At 37.5% G+C, this 19,356-nt stretch carries 16 protein-coding genes; 10 read left to right on the top strand and 6 right to left on the bottom strand.

Translation table 11 applies throughout. The features are described from left to right. The first annotated feature begins 267 nt into the window (after window positions 1-267). Window positions 268-2,946, top strand: a complete 2,679-nt coding sequence (locus tag IPM56_17075) for an AAA family ATPase (protein QQS35930.1) — start codon at window positions 268-270, stop codon at window positions 2,944-2,946. Here IPM56_17075 and IPM56_17080 read toward each other — a convergent pair. Next, the gene (locus IPM56_17080) at window positions 2,939-3,649 is read right to left on the bottom strand and encodes a GNAT family N-acetyltransferase (GenBank protein QQS35931.1); all 711 of its coding nucleotides are present in this window, start codon (window positions 3,647-3,649) and stop codon (window positions 2,939-2,941) included. The genes IPM56_17075 and IPM56_17080 overlap by 8 nt on opposite strands. A 98-nt stretch (window positions 3,650-3,747) precedes the next feature. Here IPM56_17080 and IPM56_17085 point away from each other — a divergent pair, with 98 nt between their 5' ends. Further along, window positions 3,748-4,929 (top strand): MFS transporter, encoded by a 1,182-nt coding sequence (locus IPM56_17085; GenBank protein ID QQS35932.1) that lies wholly within the window; start codon window positions 3,748-3,750, stop codon window positions 4,927-4,929. A gap of 64 nt (window positions 4,930-4,993) precedes the next feature. Here IPM56_17085 and IPM56_17090 read toward each other — a convergent pair whose 3' ends face one another. Beyond that, on the bottom strand, window positions 4,994-5,491 hold the full coding sequence (locus tag IPM56_17090; GenBank protein QQS35933.1) for a hypothetical protein: 498 nt from the start codon (window positions 5,489-5,491) through the stop codon (window positions 4,994-4,996). 51 nt (window positions 5,492-5,542) lie between these two features. Further along, window positions 5,543-6,133, bottom strand: coding sequence for a T9SS type A sorting domain-containing protein (locus tag IPM56_17095; protein ID QQS38342.1), 591 nt, complete (start codon window positions 6,131-6,133; stop codon window positions 5,543-5,545). 1,560 nt (window positions 6,134-7,693) lie between these two features. Between IPM56_17095 and IPM56_17100 the strand changes: the two genes are divergently transcribed. Together IPM56_17100 and IPM56_17105 are read left to right on the top strand one after the other, a co-directional pair. Continuing rightward, the gene (locus IPM56_17100) at window positions 7,694-8,476 is read left to right on the top strand and encodes a tryptophan 2,3-dioxygenase (GenBank protein QQS35934.1); all 783 of its coding nucleotides are present in this window, start codon (window positions 7,694-7,696) and stop codon (window positions 8,474-8,476) included. Beyond that, a complete protein-coding gene (locus IPM56_17105) occupies window positions 8,473-9,672 on the top strand; it encodes a kynureninase (protein ID QQS35935.1) in 1,200 nt (399 codons plus the stop codon). Before IPM56_17100 ends, IPM56_17105 begins: the two co-directional genes overlap by 4 nt. Window positions 9,673-9,675: 3 nt before the next feature. On the opposite strand, the gene IPM56_17110 is transcribed toward IPM56_17105, so the two are convergent. Then, window positions 9,676-10,239: a DNA-3-methyladenine glycosylase I gene (locus IPM56_17110; GenBank protein ID QQS35936.1), complete on the bottom strand. Its 564-nt coding sequence runs from the start codon at window positions 10,237-10,239 to the stop codon at window positions 9,676-9,678. A 70-nt stretch (window positions 10,240-10,309) separates the two neighbouring features. Here IPM56_17110 and IPM56_17115 point away from each other — a divergent pair, with 70 nt between their 5' ends. Next, the gene (locus IPM56_17115) at window positions 10,310-11,863 is read left to right on the top strand and encodes a DUF853 family protein (protein ID QQS35937.1); all 1,554 of its coding nucleotides are present in this window, start codon (window positions 10,310-10,312) and stop codon (window positions 11,861-11,863) included. A 109-nt stretch (window positions 11,864-11,972) separates the two neighbouring features. After that, window positions 11,973-12,374, top strand: coding sequence for a DUF937 domain-containing protein (locus tag IPM56_17120; protein ID QQS35938.1), 402 nt, complete (start codon window positions 11,973-11,975; stop codon window positions 12,372-12,374). Between the two features lie 72 nt (window positions 12,375-12,446). Here IPM56_17120 and IPM56_17125 read toward each other — a convergent pair whose 3' ends face one another. Continuing rightward, window positions 12,447-13,850 (bottom strand): hypothetical protein, encoded by a 1,404-nt coding sequence (locus IPM56_17125; GenBank protein ID QQS35939.1) that lies wholly within the window; start codon window positions 13,848-13,850, stop codon window positions 12,447-12,449. 91 nt (window positions 13,851-13,941) lie between these two features. Next, on the bottom strand, window positions 13,942-14,625 hold the full coding sequence (locus tag IPM56_17130; GenBank protein ID QQS38343.1) for a T9SS type A sorting domain-containing protein: 684 nt from the start codon (window positions 14,623-14,625) through the stop codon (window positions 13,942-13,944). A gap of 828 nt (window positions 14,626-15,453) precedes the next feature. Here IPM56_17130 and IPM56_17135 point away from each other — a divergent pair. The 4 genes from IPM56_17135 (at window position 15,454) to IPM56_17150 (ending at window position 19,225) form a co-directional block, all read left to right on the top strand. Continuing rightward, window positions 15,454-15,840, top strand: a complete 387-nt coding sequence (locus tag IPM56_17135) for a DUF134 domain-containing protein (GenBank protein ID QQS35940.1) — start codon at window positions 15,454-15,456, stop codon at window positions 15,838-15,840. A 14-nt stretch (window positions 15,841-15,854) separates the two neighbouring features. Then, on the top strand, window positions 15,855-16,241 hold the full coding sequence (locus IPM56_17140; GenBank protein QQS35941.1) for an iron-molybdenum cofactor biosynthesis protein: 387 nt from the start codon (window positions 15,855-15,857) through the stop codon (window positions 16,239-16,241). Between the two features lie 111 nt (window positions 16,242-16,352). After that, the gene (locus IPM56_17145; protein ID QQS35942.1) at window positions 16,353-17,177 is read left to right on the top strand and encodes a hypothetical protein; all 825 of its coding nucleotides are present in this window, start codon (window positions 16,353-16,355) and stop codon (window positions 17,175-17,177) included. Window positions 17,178-17,368: 191 nt separating this feature from the next. After that, on the top strand, window positions 17,369-19,225 hold the full coding sequence (locus tag IPM56_17150) for a T9SS type A sorting domain-containing protein (GenBank protein QQS35943.1): 1,857 nt from the start codon (window positions 17,369-17,371) through the stop codon (window positions 19,223-19,225). Window positions 19,226-19,356: the final 131 nt, after the last annotated feature.

Consider the following 19,356-nt stretch of genomic DNA (forward strand, 5'->3'; position numbering starts at 1 on the left):
GGGATTCTCTGCTGCAAGTGTAATGTCTTATTTATAATTATTTACACCCGCAATGTGTTAAGACCGTTCAACACATTAACTATCTCCGGCATCAATCATAATAATAGTTTTCCTCAGCTTGAATTGCTGATATTGAAAATCGGAACTGAATAAGTATCTTTGAACAGTCTTATTGTACGAAAATTTTTTTCACACCCGATATTACATTTGTTAAGATATTTTTGATTTTGTTCAGATTAAACCTTTAAAAGTACTCTGACGTTTTTAATGACTGCTCCTATCTTAAATACAAAACTTTTTAAGCCGGCTGCCGGACCTCAGACGATTATACGCAAACGTCTCAATGACAGGCTTAATGCGGGGCTTAAATCTAAAGTGATACTTATCTCAGCTCCTGCCGGTTTTGGCAAAACAACATTAATCAGCACATGGATAGATCAGTTAAACTCAAACGTGGGATGGGTATCGCTGGATATTGCAGATAATGACCCGAACAGGTTTTTGACCTATTGCCTTGCTTCACTCCAGACCGCTGACAATGAGCTTGGTAAAACAACTATGTCACTGCTTCAGTCGCCGCAAAGTTCCTCGGTTGAATTAATTATTACCAACCTGATAAACGACATAACATCAACACTCAATGAAACCATTCTTGTTCTCGATGATTTTCATCTGATCGACTCGAAAGAGATTCATGCAGCGATGGACTATTTAATTGAAAATCTTCCATCAAATTTAAAACTTGTTGTTTTAAGCAGGCAGGATCCGCCATGGCATTTGTCAAGAATGAGGGTTAGGAATCATTTAACTGAATTAAGAGAAGCTGATCTGCGTTTCACTTCAGAAGAAGCGCTGGATTTTTTCAGGGACACGATGAAACTTGAACTTTCACAAGAAGATATAGCTGCTCTTGATTCACGTACAGAAGGCTGGATAGCAAGTCTTCAGCTTGCAGCACTTGCTATGCAGAACAGGAAAGATATTTCTGCGTTCATTGCGGACTTTACCGGAAGCCACAATTACATTGTTGACTACCTTACCGAGGAAGTGCTACAGCATCAATCAGGCGAAATTCAGGAATTCCTTTTAAAGACAAGTATTCTCAACCGTTTCTGCAGCGGTTTGTGTGATGCTGTAACCGGTAAAAATAATTCATCCGAACTGCTTGAATACCTGATTAAATCTAAATTGTTTGTTATTCCGCTAAGTGATACGAGGATCTGGTACAGGTATCATCATCTGTTCAGCGATCTGCTTCAGTACAGGTTGTCACTAACTTACCCCGACAAAATTAAAGATCTTCATATCCGCGCCAGCATCTGGTATGAAGAAAACGGATTAATTGAAGAAGCATTTTTTCATGCTGTCAAGGGCGATGATTTTGAGAGCGCCGCAGACCTTGTTGAGTCCGTTTCCGTTAATACATTAATGCGTGGAGAAATTGTAACTCTCCGGAAATGGGTTTCGCAAATTCCGGAAGAGGTTGTAAATAAACGTGCGCTGATCAGTATCTGCAAAGCATGGATCTACAATATTTCGGGGGATCTTCAAAAAGTTGAGCCTGAAGTCCTTAAAGCAGAAAAAGCGATTGGTGAAGGACAAAGAAGATATAATGAATCTGATGTCGCTAACATCAAAGGTCACGTAGTGTTGCTGCGGTCATATTACTTCAGTCCCTTTTATACGGGAAATCCTGAAAACATTATTAAACACCGGCAGATGCTGCACGAAGCGGAAAAAAATCTTCAGACTACAAACCCGATTATACTAAGTATACTTCAGCTTGTAATCGGAGGAACATATTTTTTCACCTGTGAATGGAAGCCCGCGCTTGAAGCGTTTAAGTCGGCTCAATATTATGGAGAGTTATCCGGCAATCATCTTGTTACGTATGCGGCTATAAATAATTATGCTGACATATTGATCTTCCAGGGTAAATTGAAAGAAGCACACCGGCTGATATCATCAGCAATTGATGAGGCTGTCTCCAAATACGGAAAACTTTTTCCGCCGCTCTCATTCAGTTACCTTGCAATGGGTAAACTGATGTATGAAATGAATGACATTGCCGCAGCAGAAGAATATTTTCAGTTGTGCATAAAACTTACCAACACTATTGCTAACCCGGCTATTTATTTAATGTCCCTTCTTCAGCTTGCATACATAAAACAGGTACAGGGAAACACTAAAGAAGCTAAAGCCTACTTGAACAAATCTGAAAGCGTAGGTCAGATCAATACAATTTATCTCAGGGAAATAACCGTTGAATCATTCCGAACAAGAGTTCTTCTTCTTCAGAAGAATTTTAAAAGTACAATAAGTTGGATTGAAAGATTCAGAAAAGATCCTATGACAAACGCAGGTTTATTCTCCCAGGCAAAGTTGATAATTGCCAGGACATATATTGCTCTCGGTGATAACGATACAGCTCTTTTGCTGTTATCCGAGTTGAAAGATTCTTCTGAAAATTTTGGCGCTACCGGATGGTTGATTGAAGCTTTGATTCTTGAGTCGATTGCATTTGATGCCGAGGGTGAAACCGACAGAGCAATAGATTCCTTAAAAAAATCTCTTGCCCTGGCTGAATCTGAAAACTATATGCGGATGTATATAGATCACGGTAAATCAATGACTGAACTGCTTGAAACGGTTCTTGCTATTTATCCTGATGATGAATCATTTTCCGCCGGCTATGTGACTTTACTTATAAATGAAATGAATAAGGAAAATTCATCGAATGGATTATCAGATCAGGAACCTTTAAGTGACAGGGAGATTGAAGTATTGAGGCTTCTCTCGGCGGGATTTTCAAACAAAGCAATTGCGGAAAAATTATTTGTCGCTATAGGAACAATTAAAAAACATACTCATTCAATCTATCAAAAACTCGATGTTGACAGCAGAACCAAAGCAATAAAAAAAGCCCGCGACCTGAATATCATCTGAGTTTAAACCAGGTGATTCTCCTGTCTTTCTTAAATCCGATTTTGTTAACAAGATTAATCGCGTTCAGATTATCCTCTTCAATATTTGCAAAAGGAATTTTTCCTTTAGCAATTACCTTTTGTGCAAGAGAGATTGTTGCAGAAATTCCTAACCCTTTTCGTTGATAGTTATCCATCACCTGTAAAAATCCTAATGAACCGTCATCGTGTGTTAGTGCCCACGCGGCAGGTTTATCATCAATGCGTATGCATGAACTTAATCCATTCATGATTCTTTCAACTATGTAATCAAGCGAAAGATAATCTTTATACTTTGCGTTTTCCATAATGAACTCAGCATCGCCCGGTGTAAGAGAACCGGCTTTGTGAACCGGAACTGGAAGTGTTATTTCACGCGGAAGATAATAACGCATCGTGATAAGCTTCCAATCAATCTCTCTGCAATTGGTTATAAAAGGAATCATCCAGTCTTCCAGAGAAGCATAATACTCATCTTCGCCGCTCATCATATCAACTAAAGATTTAAATTCGTTTTCATCTTTACTGCTTATATAAACCCAAAGCTGATCGCTTTTCTGTTTAATCAATATTGAGTTTCCCGCCTGATGAAACTCCTGCACCCCGTTGTTCTCAACAAATCCAGTAATGCTAAGGTTTCGTATCGGGTCTTCGGCAAGCTTTAGGAGAATGGTTTCAATATTCATCTGTTGTTCTTTTTCTTATTCCTACTCTTACTCTCTATTAGCACAAATTATTTTCTTCATTATATTTCCTTTACAAATATATATAAAGTGTCCTGCTTTTGAATCCATACAAATCTCTTAAAAGTCTTCCGCATGATATGTGGATTTTATTCTTCGCCACATTGATCAACCGATCAGGAACAATGGTGCTTCCATTTCTTGCGCTGTATCTTACTCAGGATTTAAAGGTTGCCGCAACATCTGCCGGATTGTTAATCGCATTTTACGGTGGTGGCGCACTTTTAACAGCACCATTCGCCGGACGTTTAAGCGATAAACTTGGTGCCTTGAAGGTAATGATATACTCACTTCTGTTATCCGGAATTTTGTTAATTGTTTATTCCTTCATTCAAACATATGAATGGCTGGTTGTTCTTACGCTTGTCTGGGCAACCACTAACGAAGCTTTCCGTCCTGCAAACCTTGCTTACATTTCAGAAGTGGTTCCGGCAGAACAAAGAAGAGTTGCATACGCATTAAACAGGCTCGCAATAAATATTGGAATGAGTATTGGTCCTGTTGCGGCAGGATTTCTTACGTTAATAGACTACTCAATAATTTTTTATGTCGATGGTATAACCTCAATCATGGCGGGCATTTTTTTAATATATGCGCCGTGGCAAAAAAGTGAAAACATAAACTCATCAACTCAAATATCAGAAGCAGATATAAAGACCGTTAATTATTCGGACAGTAATAAAAAATTGATTTACTTTCTTGCTGCAATGATCCCAATCTCAATGGTTTTCTTTCAGCATATTTCAACAATGCCGCTGTTTGTCGTTAATGAATTAGGAATTTCATCAGCTACTTACGGATTATTATTTGCTATTAACACCGGACTGGTAATTTTATTCGAAGTTCCGTTAAATGATTACCTCGGAAAATTTAAAGAAGGCAGAGTGCTTGCTGTCGGCGCTTTTCTAACTGGATTAGGATTTGGCGGGATGGCCTTTTGTACGGATGTTCTTTCTGTTGCAATTACAATTGTTATCTGGACAGTTGGTGAAATGATAATACTACCAATTAGTGTTGCTTACGTTTCTAACATTGCACCGGATAACAAACGCGGTTCTTACATGGGCTTTTACCAGATGATTTTTAACCTGGCATTCACCGCAGGTCCCTGGCTGGGAACAATAGTAATGGAAATTCATGGAAGTAAAATTTTATGGTATGCTATTTTTGTGCTGGGATTGATTTCAACACTGATGATGTTGAAGCTGGATAAAAAAAGTTAATTCCATAATACATGGAAATTTTTATCCAGCTTCATTTGCAAATCAAATTTTCTGCGGGTTAGACCTATTCGGATATTCTGACAATTTTATTGGGCGCATAATTCCATGCATCCCCCTTTTTGCTTTCATCATTATTTGTGCTGTTGCCGTTTGCATAAATAGTAATCTCTCCGGCTGTATCAGGCGCAGTAAAACTAAATTTAAATGTGATCTTTCCGTCAGCAGGAGCTTTTGGATCTTTGTGAGTAAGTTCACCTTTTTTTAGAGTCATACCATCGCCCGCGATAAGCGTACCGCCCGAAACAGCTATATTAGTACCGCCCCTAACCAAAGGACCACCTGAAATGACAATAGTATATTCACCTGTTTCACCCTTTTTAAGTTCAGAAGGACCATCAATCACAACTGTAACTTTAGAACTCGCATCACCGTGACAATCGCAGCCTTCGCCATTCTTTTTTGTTGTTCCGATTTTACCATTTGTCTTTGCGTAAATGATAAAGCTTATCATTATAAAAACTAAAAATATATTAACAGCGTTTTTTACAAGGTTGTTTTTCATTTTTCCTTTGATTTGTTGTGAATGAATGATATGACTAATAAATGTGAATTACTATTTAATAATAAGCATCTTTTTTGTATCTGAAAAACTTCCTGCCGTCAGGTTGTAATAGTACACTCCGCTTGATAGTTTTCCCGCATCAAATTCGACTTCATAATACCCCGCCGGCTTTTCATCGTTTATGAGGGTAAAAATTTCATTACCTAAAACGTCATAAATTTTTAACATTACATGTAGAGAAGGGGCATGCCCCGTCTCCACCAATGGAATTGTAAATGAAATTTTGGTCGAAGGATTAAATGGATTAGGATAATTCTGCTCAAGTAAAAAAGTAACCGGTTGAGAAAAATCCACCTCAACAATTTTTGAATATTCATACGATCCATCAAAGTCAATTTGCTTTAGTCTGTATTGATAAATTCCGGGTAAAACACCTTGTCTCCCGGAAGGCAGGTTTTCATCAATGAAAGAATAAGTATGCTGTGCGGTAGTCGTCCCAAGTCCGGCGACAAAACCAATGCTCTGCCAACCGTCATTGCCTGCTGCCGATTTCTCGCTGCCTACTTCCTTCCTCTCCACTTCAAACCCTCTGTTATTAACCTCTGTTGCTGTTACCCAGCTTAGCTTAACGTTGTTATTCATCACAGCCGCATTAAAAGAAATTAATTCTACCGGAATTGTTCCCGGTTGGTTCAACTTGGCTACAAAAATATTTATACTTCCGCCGCCTAATGCGATTGAATCAAACACAGAATTTGCGGCAACTCTTCCTGCAAGAATACAATTGCCTGTTGAATCGATTATGATTGATTGAGCTCTGTCATAACCTGTTCCTCCTGCTGTTTTAGCCCACAGCAATTCTCCGGCAGAAGAATATTTTAAGCTCAACACATCCTCATTCAAATTTACTGAATGTGTTACAATACCATTTCCCCAGTCTATACTTCCTCTTAAAAAACCGGCAAAGTATACGCTGCCCTGATGATCCGTAGATAAAAATTCTGAGTTACCGGTACTTGCATCACCGGTTATACTGCCGTTTGGTACTTCACGAACCCATAAAAAATCTCCGGAAGGATTAATTTTTGCGATGAAAAAATCATATACCCAGTTTGGACCTGCAACGACAATACTTCCAAAAGAAGTTTCGTCAAACAGATTTCCGCTGAAAAAAATATTTCCTTCATCATCACATTTAACAATGAACTCCTGAAAGGTAATATCTTCAACAAATCTTATCCATTGAACAATACCTGAAGGTGAATATTTCACTACATACATGTTGTAAACATTCGGCGGTGTTACCTGGTAACCGTTAAACGATTGACTATTGTTTGCGGTGGCTCCCGTAACAATAACATTTCCTTGAACATCAATATCAATACCTGAAACTCCGCGGACATTATCCTGCAGCCAGGTATGAATATGATTTCCTGATTCATCAAGTTTTTGAATGTATGAATCCTGAAAATCATTAGTAACAGTCAACCAGATATTGTTCTGCTGATCGATGACCATTCCCTCGACACTACGGAAATCTGTTATCGATGTATTTATAATTTTATGCCAGAGTATTAGTCCGTTTGTGTCAAACTTCAAAATAAAACCAACTGGATTATTGGTAAGATCAGTCAGGAATAATTGATCGACCGACAAAGTATCTTTAAATAATCCTGATACAACTATATTGTTCATTCGATCAATGATTAAAGATTGAATTGCGGTTTTACCAAAGACTGTGTCCTGAAATAAAATATTTCCCGAAGTATTCATTTTTTCTATAACTGAATTTCCGAGATATACCTGGCTGAATAATACTTTGGACTGTATAATTCTTGAAGAAATAATATTTGACTGCGCATCTGCGGCAACGAGTGCTGTAAGGTATGAGGGGTTTGTTGAAAGGTTTAAGGGCATAACTTTAGCCCACTCGAATGTTTGTGCGAAAGAAAACACTGTGCAAGTCAATACAATAAAAATGATTTTCATAGTTAATTCCTGACCCTAAATGCAATTTGATGCATTGAGCAAAAAAATTTTATGTGCTTTATTATTATCAGTAACAACCGGAAGGGTTTTGTGACATAAATATAGAACAATATTCTCTTAATCCTTCAGTTATATATTAAAGGATATTGATTGTTTTACTCAAGTTCTATTTTTAAATTACTTTCACCATTCCAAATAATCTCAGAGGGAAAAATGTCGTTAACTTATTCAGGCTATCTTCATTTAGATGAACTTCTTCACATTCAGCAGCCTCGCTCTGAGGGGCCGGATCATGATGAAATGCTCTTTATCATAATTCATCAAACATACGAGCTTTGGTTTAAACAGGTTCTTCATGAACTAGATCATTTGAAAAAACTTCTCTCCGGGAATGATCTTCCGCGTTCACTTCACACAATGAAGCGCATACTTACAATTTTAAAAGTACTTGTGCATCAGACAGATATACTTGAAACGATGACTCCGCTTGAGTTTTTAACTTTCCGCGACAGACTTGAAACTGCAAGCGGGTTTCAGTCATTCCAGTTCCGTGAACTTGAATTTTCCCTCGGTCAGAAAAATGAAAAAATACTTTCTCGTTTCGACGAACATTCTTCCGAAAGAAAAAGACTTCAGAAAAGATTTGATGAACCTTCTCTCTGGCAGGTGTTTCTTCATTTTCTTAAAGTGAATAAATATGATATTCCTGATTCTGCAATCCTCTCTATTGATAATGATGTTGAAGCAGATTCCATTGAACAGATCCTGATTAACATTTATAAAAGCGATCACAACCTTGCTCAATTTTGTGAATTACTTCTTGATATGGACGAAGGTTTCCAGGAATGGCGTTATCGTCATGTTAAAATGGTCGAAAGAACCATCGGTACAAAACAAGGAACCGGCGGTTCTGACGGGGTTAAATATCTTATGGCAACTTTATCGATAAAATTTTTTCCGCTTCTTTGGTCAGTCAGAAAGGATTTCAACAAATGAAATTAAAACCTGATGATCTTTATGCTTCGCCCAACAAACTTGCCAGGCACTATTCAAAATTTAAGGTGAGCAAAAGGTTATTGTTTACAGGACACTCACACCAGGCATGGCCTGACTGCGGATTTGCCGGTCAGAAAAAAACCTGGGAAGACGCTGCAGAGTTAGTCGATGATAAATGGGAAAAGGCTTTTGAAAAAGCAGGTGAAGTAAAACAAGGTTTCTTAAAACTGCTTAATGATAAAAATGGATTTATAGCACTTGCGTCAAATACGCATGAACATTTGATAAAATTTCTTTCTGCTCTTCCGTTAAAAACAAAACCAAAACTAATTTCAACTGACGGTGAATTTCATACAATCAGGAGACAGCTTGATCGTTTAGGTGAAGAAGGTATTGAAGTTGCAAAAGTATCATCCTCCCCAGTTGATGAAGTTGTGGGAAAATTAATTTCAAAGTGCGATGAAAAAACTTCCGCAGTAATTGTTTCATCAGTATTTTTTCAATCAGGACTGATACTTCCTCATCTGCATGAGCTTGCCGAACATTGTTACAAAAACAATATTGAACTGCTTGTTGATACTTATCATCATCTGAATGTTGTTCCTTTTTCGATCAAAGAAAAAAATCTTGAAAAAGCATTTGTTGTCGGCGGAGGATATAAATACTGCCAGCTTGGTGAAGGAAATTGTTTTTTAAGGATTCCGAAGGACTGTGAGCTGCGACCAGTAATTACAGGATGGTACAGCGAGTTTACTGCTCTTGCTGAACAGAAAAAAAGCGGAGAGGTGGTTTATGGAACAGGCGGAGACTTGTTTGCCGGAGCTACTTATGATCCAACAAGTCATTACAGGGCATCAGAAGTTTTTAATTTTTTTGCAAAAATGAAATTGACTCCTGAGTTTTTGCGTGAAGTGAATCAACACCAGGTTTCTCTTCTGATGAATGAGTTTGATAAGCTAAATCTGAATGATGAATTAATCACGCGGGATAGAAATGTAGATCTGAATAATGTCGGCGGCTTTCTTGTATTAAACTCAGAACGTGCGGGAGAGATTTCAACCGGACTCTCGGAAAAAGGGGTGATGACCGATTACAGAGGAAGTTCGTTGAGATTCGGACCTGCGCCATATTTGTCCGATACACAAATAATTGAAGCGATAAATAAATTAAGTGAAGTTGTTTCAGAACTAAAGTGAAATTTATTTTTTTCTCTTATAACAAAAACAATATGTCATATGATCATTCACCATTCCAGTTGCCTGCATATGCGCATAAACTATCGTTGAACCTACAAATTTAAATCCGCGTTTTTTCAGATCTATGCTGATGATATCAGACAATCCGGTTTTTGCAGGAATTTCTTTGAGCGATTTGAATTTGTTAATGACAGGTTTATGATTTACAAAACTCCAGATGTATTTATCAAAAGTCCCGAACTCTTTTCTAACCTGCAGAAATGCTTTTGCGTTTGTCACCGCGGCTTCTATTTTCAATTTATTTCTGATAATGCCTTCATCTTTTAATAATGAACTGACTTTTCTTTTGTTGTATAGCGCAACTTTATTAAAATCAAAACCATCAAAAGCTTTGCGAAAATTTTCCCGCTTGTAAAGAATTGTCCGCCAGCTTAAGCCAGCCTGAAATCCTTCGAGTATAAGAAATTCAAAAAGTTTTTTATCACTATGAACAGGAACACCCCATTCGTTGTCATGATATTTGATCATAAGTTTATCATCCGAAGGCCAGGGACAGCGCTGCTTCATAATATTTCCTTGTTGAAAAAATAATACATAAATTTAATAAAAGAATTTACACTCAATACAGGGTTTAATAATGAGCACAAAAGAAAAATTCTCTGAAGAAATAAAAACCGCATATTCATTTGGAACGGAATTTATCACACTCGGCGGAGTTATTTACCAGGGCGAATGTGTTAATGATCTTCATATAAATATTCCGCTAAAAACATTAAACAGGCATGGATTAATTGCCGGGGCTACGGGAACCGGGAAAACAAAAACTCTGCAGGTAATTACCGAACAGCTTTCATCAAAGAGTGTTCCCGTTCTTGTCATGGATATAAAAGGAGACTTTAGCGGAATTGCAAAAGCAGGATCGGTTAATTCCAAAATAGAAGAACGTCATAATAAAATCGGACTGACTTATACTCCCTCAGGTTTTCCTGTTGAATTATTAACTCTGTCGGAAGAGAAAGGTGTCCGTCTGCGAGCAACAGTTTCTGAATTCGGACCGGTATTACTTTCAAAAATTCTTGAACTTAATGATACTCAATCAAGTTTCGTTTCTCTCATTTTCAAATATTGTGATGATGTTCAACTGCCTGTACTTGATTTAAAAGACTTTAAGCGCGTGCTTCAATACATTTCAAATGAAGGTAAAGCTGAAATAGAAAAAGAATATGGAAAGATATCAACGACTTCAGTCGGAACAATTTTACGCAAAGTCATCGAGCTTGAGCAGCAAGGTGCCGAAAAATTTTTCGGTGAAAAATCTTTTGAAGTAGATGACCTGGTAAGGATTGATGAAAATGGTCGCGGGGTAATTTCAATCATCCGGCTTGTTGATCTGCAGGATAAACCAAAATTATTTTCGACTTTTATGCTTTCACTACTTGCAGAAATTTATTCATCCTTTCCTGAAGAAGGCGATGTTAGTCAGCCTAAACTTGCAATCTTTATTGACGAAGCTCACCTGATTTTTAAAGAAGCTTCTAAAGCCCTTCTTGAGCAGATAGAAACAATTATCAAATTAATCCGCTCGAAAGGAGTTGGAATTTTCTTCTGCACTCAAAACCCAACGGATGTGCCTTCAAGCGTACTTAGTCAACTGGGATTAAAGGTTCAACATGCACTGAGAGCATTTACCGCTAAGGACAGGCAGATGATCAAATTGACTGCTGAGAATTACCCAACCTCTGAATATTATAAAACTGATGAGATGTTAACATCTCTTGGAATCGGCGAAGCCGCAATAACCGCACTGAATGAAAAAGGAATTCCGACTCCTTTAACTGCTGTGTTGTTAAGAGCTCCTCAATCAAGAATGGACGTACTTTCAGAAAATGAGATAGATGAGCTTGTACGCAGTTCAAAATTAATCTCAAAGTACAATGATGAGTTTGACAGGGAAAGCGCATATGAAATGTTGAACAGGAAACTGGAAGTCTCAAAAACTCCCAAGACGGAACCTTTGCCCAAACATCAGCCAACTACTCAACCAAGACAATCAACACGACAAGAAAAAAGTACATTTGAGAAAGTATTGACGAGTCCGACAACAAAACAAATCGGCAACACAATTGTTAAAGAACTTGCCCGAGGCTTGCTTGGAGTGCTTGGTTTAGGCGGTACAACAAGACGAAGATAATTTTCTGATTTAATTCTGTTAACAGAATCTTAATTTCATTTTACACATCTGACTTTGCTCAGATCTAAATTTATTTATTAACCATAATCGTTTTAGCACAGGAGGCACTATGGGTATCTTGGATACTATTCAATCATCTTCCGGCGAACAAGGCGGAAACCAGAATGATTTATTAAATACTGTAATGAACTTAATTGGCGGACAAGGCGGCGGCTTAAACGGATTGATCAGTCAATTTACATCTAATGGTCTTGGAGATGTAATTGGCTCATGGGTTGGTACAGGAAAAAATCTCCCGATTTCAGGTGACCAGATCCAAAACATATTGGGAAATGATACAGTGAAAAACCTTGCTTCAAAACTCGGGATGGATACCGGCTCACTTACTTCACAACTTTCTAATTTACTTCCGAATGTTGTTGACAAATTAACTCCAGAAGGTAAAGTGCCCGAAGGTGATATACTCAGCCAGGGTATGAATCTTCTTGGCGGATTGTTTGATGGAAAATAAATTCTGATAATTATGAAAATTGAGCCGTGATATTATTCACGGCTTCTGTTTGTGCGCATAAACTTTTTATTGTCAGGGTAAAAGAATATCATCAAAAACTGCCGCATCAATCTTAAAACACCAATAGCCATTTTCATCTTTTATTTTTTTCTGCTCCATTGAAAACCCCGATGAATAACTTGCCTCGATAGTATTAGTAAAAAAATTATAGACTGTTATTTCATTTTCCTTTGGTACCACACCATATTTTTCACCAGAATAATTTCTGCCGGGAAATAATTCTAAAAACAACTTGCTTATATATCCATCTGATTTTGCTTTTGAGTAAAAGAATACCGGTTCATTTATTTTACAGTGATAATATCCCTGCTTCAACTCTACGCCGGATTGTGAAATGCTGCTGTCAATGATGACGGAATTTTTATATTCTGATGAAAATTGTTTCCACCGGTTTTCATCCGGTAGTTCTTCCTGTTGAATCGTCATTTGATTTATTTCATTCTCACTGCCTGAATACTTCAGATAAAGATTAATATATTCTTCCATTCCAAATTGTTCCATTAAAAATAAATTATAGAGTCCGCTTACAGGATAAGTGATAGAAGCATCGTGCATTTTGAACTCAGAATTTTTTAGTATTTCCCTGTAATTAAAAAATTGAGATTGCTCTAGGAAAGTAGCAATGTTCAGTAATGATCCGGCTGATAAACCTCCCCGTCCACCAAGTGCTACAGCTATTCCTTCCTGCAGGAATGAATGTGTATATAATGGAAGTGTTTTTAATTTATAGTTGACAAGAAAATGAACCAGTTCATGATAATGTGAATTGTAAGTGCTGAGAATCATATCACCTGAAAGGTTATACATCCCGCGTGTATAATAACCTGTAAGTCTTTTTATCTCATCTTCACTGTTGCACAGTACATAGTATATTTTTTCAATTTCCAACAGCATAAAATCAGAATCGCTGAACCCGAAAAGTTTTCCGATTCTCTCAACAAAATTATCTAATTTGTGTACTGCATATTGGTTGAGCGATGAACTATCACTATAAAATAATCTGGAGTATTTACTGTTGAGTACCTGCCAGTTATTTGTTTCGGCAAAAACCGGGTGAATTAGTTTTGCATTTTTAAAGTAAAATTTTGTACTGAATTTTTTTGATGCTGATGAGACAACAAGCCTGTCAAGTGACTCTGAGACCGGTTCTATTTTATAAGATAAATCAGAAGACTGATTTTTATAGTAAGATTTTATTTCATCTGGTAAGTCGTAAGATATTAGTGCTTTGCAGTAAACATTATCATATTTGATCCCTAACCTGTTAACAGCGTTAAGAGTTTCAACTTCAATAAGTGAGTCCGGAAGATCATTATTGCAAAGATGATGGATAAATTTTTTGGCTGAAACTGAGTCTATGTTTTGACAAGCAGCCGCAATGGTATACAGCAGCAAAATAATAAATAGTTTTAGCATACCGCCAATTTGATTTCTTAACGGCAGAAAAATATGTTATAACTTTTTAAGTTTTTCAGTAATAAACCAGACTTGAAAAATCTATACCCTATTATTTAATCAGCACGAGTTTTTTTGTCTGTGAAAAATTTCCTGCTGTCAAAGTATAAAAATAAACCCCTGATGAAAGTTTACGTTCAACAGATGTTGTATTAAACTCAACCTCGTATGTGCCCGGTGCTTTTACTTCATTGATAAGAGTAGTGATTTCATTTCCAAGCACATTATATATTTTCAGCGTCACGTTGGTGCTGTTACTTGATCCAACGCCAGGAATTTCAAATTTAATCTTTGTTGATGGATTAAAAGGGTTTGGATGGTTTTGATATAGTTTAAGATTTTCAGGTAGTGAAATTACATTTTCATTTGCTGATGTAATACCGCCATCCCAGCCCGCTATTCTTGCCATCAAAACCCAGAACGCTTTTACAACCCGGATTTTTCCTGATGAAACAGAACCAAGATGTCCACCCTCTGTTTCAGTTGTATATTCCTGGCAGATAGCCGGTATTTCAATTCCGTCATCAGGATAATTTTCGGAATTACTTCCAAACGTGTAGGCAACACCATCCCTGTTATCATAACAGGGAGTGCCCCACGGAGTGTGCGACAATATATCCGCAACATCAAAAAGTATTATGTCATTCTGCAATGCATACTGCCTTAGCTGATCATTGAATGATTGTGATTCAACAGAACCGATTGAACGGGCAAGTGACGTTGTGAACCAGATCATTTTCTTATCTGTATGACTGTTTATAAAACCCTGATACTGTGATGCTGTTCCGGTATTTCCGTTACCAAAAAATCCATTAACCGGATCAGCGATTGATGAACCGGGCATGACTTCAAGATAACTGAATTGAAATCCCGCAACATCATAGCTGTCAATCCTTGTTTGAACAAAATCTATAAAGCATGGAAGTTTTTCATTCCAGTTGCCGCAGTTATCCGGCCAGCCTTCATAACTCCAGTTACTGCAGTCCCAGATGCCGTTCCAGTAAACCTCTGTGGAATCAACGCTGTAGGAAGGAACGCCTGTATGAATGTACCGCTTACATTGATTATTAGCAGAACTGTATTCTGATGAAAGACATTGTAGACCTTCATAAATATTCTGTCCAACCGAGCGATCCATAAACATCATCCGTAAATTCTGAGCGAGAGATTTATACTGCTGAGGTATGCTGTCAAACAAAGCAACAGAGTTATGATCGACTGTTATCTGAGCCTGAACAGAGGCTATCGATATCAGAAAAATCATAACTGCTAAATAAATGTTCCTATTCATTCTTTGTAACATAACTACCTCTGGCTTATAAAATTTTGTTGACTTACTGATCACCCGCATACCGACAATTATTATTCCAGATAAAAATTGAAATTTTTCCTGTTTTCTTCCTCTCTTCAGCGGAATAACAAGCAAAATATTCACTTTAAGGAAAATATTTTCTTAAATGACAATACTCCCGAAACCCAAAACTGTTTGACATTACAAAAAATAAATTTGCATCACGGAATGGCTTTTCTTATTTTTGTTATGAACATATGCTCATAATGAAAAATGGCAAGACCAAAGTTAAAACGAACAATCCGGTGTAATCCTTCAGCATACTACTTTAAGCCGAGGGGCATTCCGATATCTGATCTCGAAGAAATCACTCTAAACGATGATGAGGTGGAAGCTATAAGACTGGCTGACCTTAATGGACTATTTCACGAAGACGCTGCCATTAAAATGAAAGTATCACGTGCAACTTTCGGGCGCGTGCTTCATTCAGCAAGGAATAAAATAGCAGATAGCATTCTAAACGGAAAAGCAATAAAAATTTCAGAGTCACTAAAGCAAATCAATGCTAAATCACTAAGCCGATGTAATAAATGCGGAAACAGGTTTAGGAAAAGAAACACGGCAAATCAAAACATTTGCTCTAATTGTAATAACAAATAAGGGAGATACAAAAAATGAAAATAGCAGTAGCAACTGATGACAATCAAACCGTAACAGGTCACGTGGGAAGATGTAACGCGTTTATTTTCTACACAATTGAAGACGGAAAAATTGTGAACAGGGAAATAAAAGAGAATAGACATACTCATCACAAAATGCATGAACATCATCACCAGGGCGAAGAACACTCACACGGACATAGTCACTCCGGACTGATCAGTTTGCTTGATGGATGCAAGTCTCTGATTTTCAATCACGGCGGATGGCGACTAATTGAAGATCTGAAGCGATACAATATTGAGCCTGTGATGACAGATATTAGCCTTGCTGATGAAGCCGCTCTTTTATACTCAACAGGTAAGCTTGTGAATAAAGAAGAAAACGCCTGCAATCATCACTAAAAACAATTGATAGCAGAAAACAAATTAGTCACTTTGCGCTATTGAATAAGCGATTTGAATTATCAATATTTTCATAAACCAAATTAAAAATTATTAATCGGAAGTAAGATTATGAAAAAGCTATTCTTTCTTATGATCGCATCAATATTGCTTTTCGGTTTCACCGCCGGCAGAATGATTGATGATAAAACACAATCATTATTAAAACAATTTCAGTTGAGTGAAGACAACGCGATGAACCAGGTATTCTCGAATATTTCGGGACCATCTTTTTATATACCGAATGTTAAAGTTTTAAAATCAATGGCAACAGGTGAACGCGTTGAGATGGTTAAATCAATAGGGAAATACGTAAAAGAATTTACAACCACACAGGAATTTATCAAACGTTATAATCAGTATCGTGAAGACAAAAAACCAGACGAACCTAAAAAACCGGAATCGGGAGCCGAACTGCAGAAAAAAACTGTCGCTGATATGAAGAAAAGTATTTCCGAAATGGAAAAGCAAATGAAGCAAATGCCTGCCGATCAAAAGGCGATGTTTGAGGACGTTATAAAGCAGAATAAACAAATGCTTGCAGAATATGAAAATCCGGACAACCCGATGTTCGGTAAAAATTATGATGACGCGATGAAACAATCTTATGATTATCAGATGAATGATTACAACAATAAAATGACAGAATGGAAAACAAAATACCCTGAAGGAAAACCATCATTCCTCGTTAAAGAATGGCTTACGCTATATCTTGAAAAATCAAAAGACGTCGACTTTGCCGCAAAGACAGCAGCTAATAACTACGGCAAACAGGTATTCGCTAAAGCTGAATATGAAAGAAAAGATTATTTATGGAAGATGCTTTTCCGTGCCGGCAAGGAAAGTGTTGATGCAAGCAGATCATTTGCACAATCATGGCTTAACGAACTTAAATAGTTTTGTAATCACAAAAGAAAGTCACACCGGTTTAGGATTGGTGTGACTTTTTTATTTCAGCGTATCACAATTTATTGTTTTGACTTTAAAATTTTAATCTTAAATTAAAATCAGAAACCTTACTCTAATTACTTCTTTAACAGCCTGCCGGGGATAAATAATCAGCTAACAAAAAATTTTTTGAGGTGATCATGAAAAAGTTATTGTTACTGTTAGTCATTGCTCTTATCTCCGAATCATTCTCTCAGACCAGTATTGACTTCACAAATTTTAATAGTTCATCAGCAAACGGCTGGATGACGGCTAATGGTTCTCAGCCAAATAAATGGGCAATTGGAGGCGCTGCAAGCTACTATGATTTTTTTTCACGATCCGGCGCTTATATAAGTAATGATATGGGAACAACGTATGGTTACGATGACGATACCACTTCGGTTGTTCATCTTTACAAAGACATTGCAATAAATTCCGTGACAAAAGATATGATGCTTACATTTAAACTTATGTGCCTGGGTGAAGAAAATCATGATTACCTGACAGTTCATGTTGTTTCATCATCGATAACACCGCAGGCGGGCATTGAATTGACTGATGGTTTGGTAGGAAGATCGGAATACAGCGGTGATGATTACTGGAGAGGTTATTCAATAAATCTTAAAAGAGATCTGTACCCGGAAAATTTTATGAGGATTGTTTTTACCTGGAAGAATGATAACAACGGAACAGGAACTAATCCTGCGGCATTGGATGAAATAAGGATTTCTGAGTTAAGTATGAACTACAATACTTTTCATTCAAAAATAAATCTGCCAAGCGGTCGATATTACGGCGGCTCGTTGATGAGCGGTTACTCAGCATATTTTGTGGGCGGAGATGTAGGCGGACCCCCAACACAGCAGGCAGTGGAAATAGATTACGGCGGACAGGCAGGAAAAGATCTTCCGCAAATCCCTGAAGCAGTAAGATTAAATGAACTGACAAAAATCAACGGAAAGATTTTCAGCATTGGAGGATTTAATACCGGCGCTACTGATCCTACAAATGAAATATATTCATTAGACTTAAAAAGTTTCCAATGGGCTGCGGAAGATTCTTTCCCTAAAAAAATATTCTATCATCGGCTTGCGACTCACGATTGGAAAGCGATCTATTCAATCGGCGGATCTGACGAAACAAATCAGCTTCTGAATAGTGTGTACTACAAATTAGCAGCAAGTACAAACTGGCAAGAAGCAACCCCGCTTCCCGGTGATGGTCGTGCGGATGGCGGTTTGGCAATTCTTGACCGCGAAAATAAAATTTTCTACGTCGGCGGATTTACAAACTCATTTGATTTTCAAAGGCAGGTTGACAGCGTTTTTATCGGGACAATTGATACATCAAATCCCGGTGTAATAACATGGAAAACGGGAACAAGTTTTCCGGGCGGACCCCGGGCAAGGTTACGCGCATTTCCGTGGGGCAGAGATAAAGTTATAGTTGTTGGAGGAACGGACGGAGGTAATTTCAACACTTCAACAATTTTTAATGATGTGTGGGAATACGATCTTTCCGAGGATCAATGGACGCTGCTTGGTAATATGCCGCTTGCATTGTGTGCTTATATGGGCGGGACAGAAAGATTATCCGGAGGATTGTGGGCAATGTATTTAGGCGGAGGAATTAAACCCGGTCCCGCGATTTCAAATACTACTTATGCTTACTTTGATACAGTACAAACTCCGACATCAGTTGAAGACAATGAAATAATTGTTAATGATTATTTTCTTTCACAGAACTATCCCAACCCTTTCAACCCAACTACAAAAATAAAGTTTAGTATTCCTCAAACAACGCGTCCCCTCCCGGGAGGGGAAAGGGGTGGGTTAGTTACACTAAAAGTTTACGACATACTCGGCAATGAAGTTGCAACATTAGTAAACGAAACAAAACCCGCAGGTACTTACGAAGTTGAGTTTAATGCAGAAGGATTATCAAGCGGAGTTTACTTTTATCAATTAAAAGCAGGTAGCTTTATTTCAACAAAAAAACTTTTACTGCTGAAATAAATCCTTTGTGTTCTTTGTGAAAAGTATAGTTGATTGAGTTTCACTTTGTGCGCTTTGTGGTTTATGTTCACTTTCTTTAACCGCAAAGAGCGCAGAGAAAACGCAAAGATCATAAAGAAAAACTCTTTGCA

Source organism: Ignavibacteriales bacterium (assembly GCA_016700155.1).
Lineage (GTDB): Bacteria > Bacteroidota > Ignavibacteria > Ignavibacteriales > Ignavibacteriaceae.

Coding starts and splice junctions, on each gene's coding strand:
- IPM56_17135 (QQS35940.1), top strand. CDS start 15,454: ATGGCAAGACCAAAGTTAAAACGAACAATCCGGTGTAATCCTTCAGCA.
- IPM56_17130 (QQS38343.1), bottom strand. CDS start 14,625: ATGATCTGGTTCACAACGTCACTTGCCCGTTCAATCGGTTCTGTTGAA.
- IPM56_17150 (QQS35943.1), top strand. CDS start 17,369: ATGAAAAAGTTATTGTTACTGTTAGTCATTGCTCTTATCTCCGAATCA.
- IPM56_17115 (QQS35937.1), top strand. CDS start 10,310: ATGAGCACAAAAGAAAAATTCTCTGAAGAAATAAAAACCGCATATTCA.
- IPM56_17090 (QQS35933.1), bottom strand. CDS start 5,491: ATGAAAAACAACCTTGTAAAAAACGCTGTTAATATATTTTTAGTTTTT.
- IPM56_17120 (QQS35938.1), top strand. CDS start 11,973: ATGGGTATCTTGGATACTATTCAATCATCTTCCGGCGAACAAGGCGGA.
- IPM56_17075 (QQS35930.1), top strand. CDS start 268: ATGACTGCTCCTATCTTAAATACAAAACTTTTTAAGCCGGCTGCCGGA.
- IPM56_17125 (QQS35939.1), bottom strand. CDS start 13,850: ATGCTAAAACTATTTATTATTTTGCTGCTGTATACCATTGCGGCTGCT.
- IPM56_17080 (QQS35931.1), bottom strand. CDS start 3,649: ATGAATATTGAAACCATTCTCCTAAAGCTTGCCGAAGACCCGATACGA.
- IPM56_17100 (QQS35934.1), top strand. CDS start 7,694: ATGTCGTTAACTTATTCAGGCTATCTTCATTTAGATGAACTTCTTCAC.
- IPM56_17145 (QQS35942.1), top strand. CDS start 16,353: ATGAAAAAGCTATTCTTTCTTATGATCGCATCAATATTGCTTTTCGGT.
- IPM56_17105 (QQS35935.1), top strand. CDS start 8,473: ATGAAATTAAAACCTGATGATCTTTATGCTTCGCCCAACAAACTTGCC.
- IPM56_17095 (QQS38342.1), bottom strand. CDS start 6,133: ATGAATAACAACGTTAAGCTAAGCTGGGTAACAGCAACAGAGGTTAAT.
- IPM56_17140 (QQS35941.1), top strand. CDS start 15,855: ATGAAAATAGCAGTAGCAACTGATGACAATCAAACCGTAACAGGTCAC.
- IPM56_17110 (QQS35936.1), bottom strand. CDS start 10,239: ATGAAGCAGCGCTGTCCCTGGCCTTCGGATGATAAACTTATGATCAAA.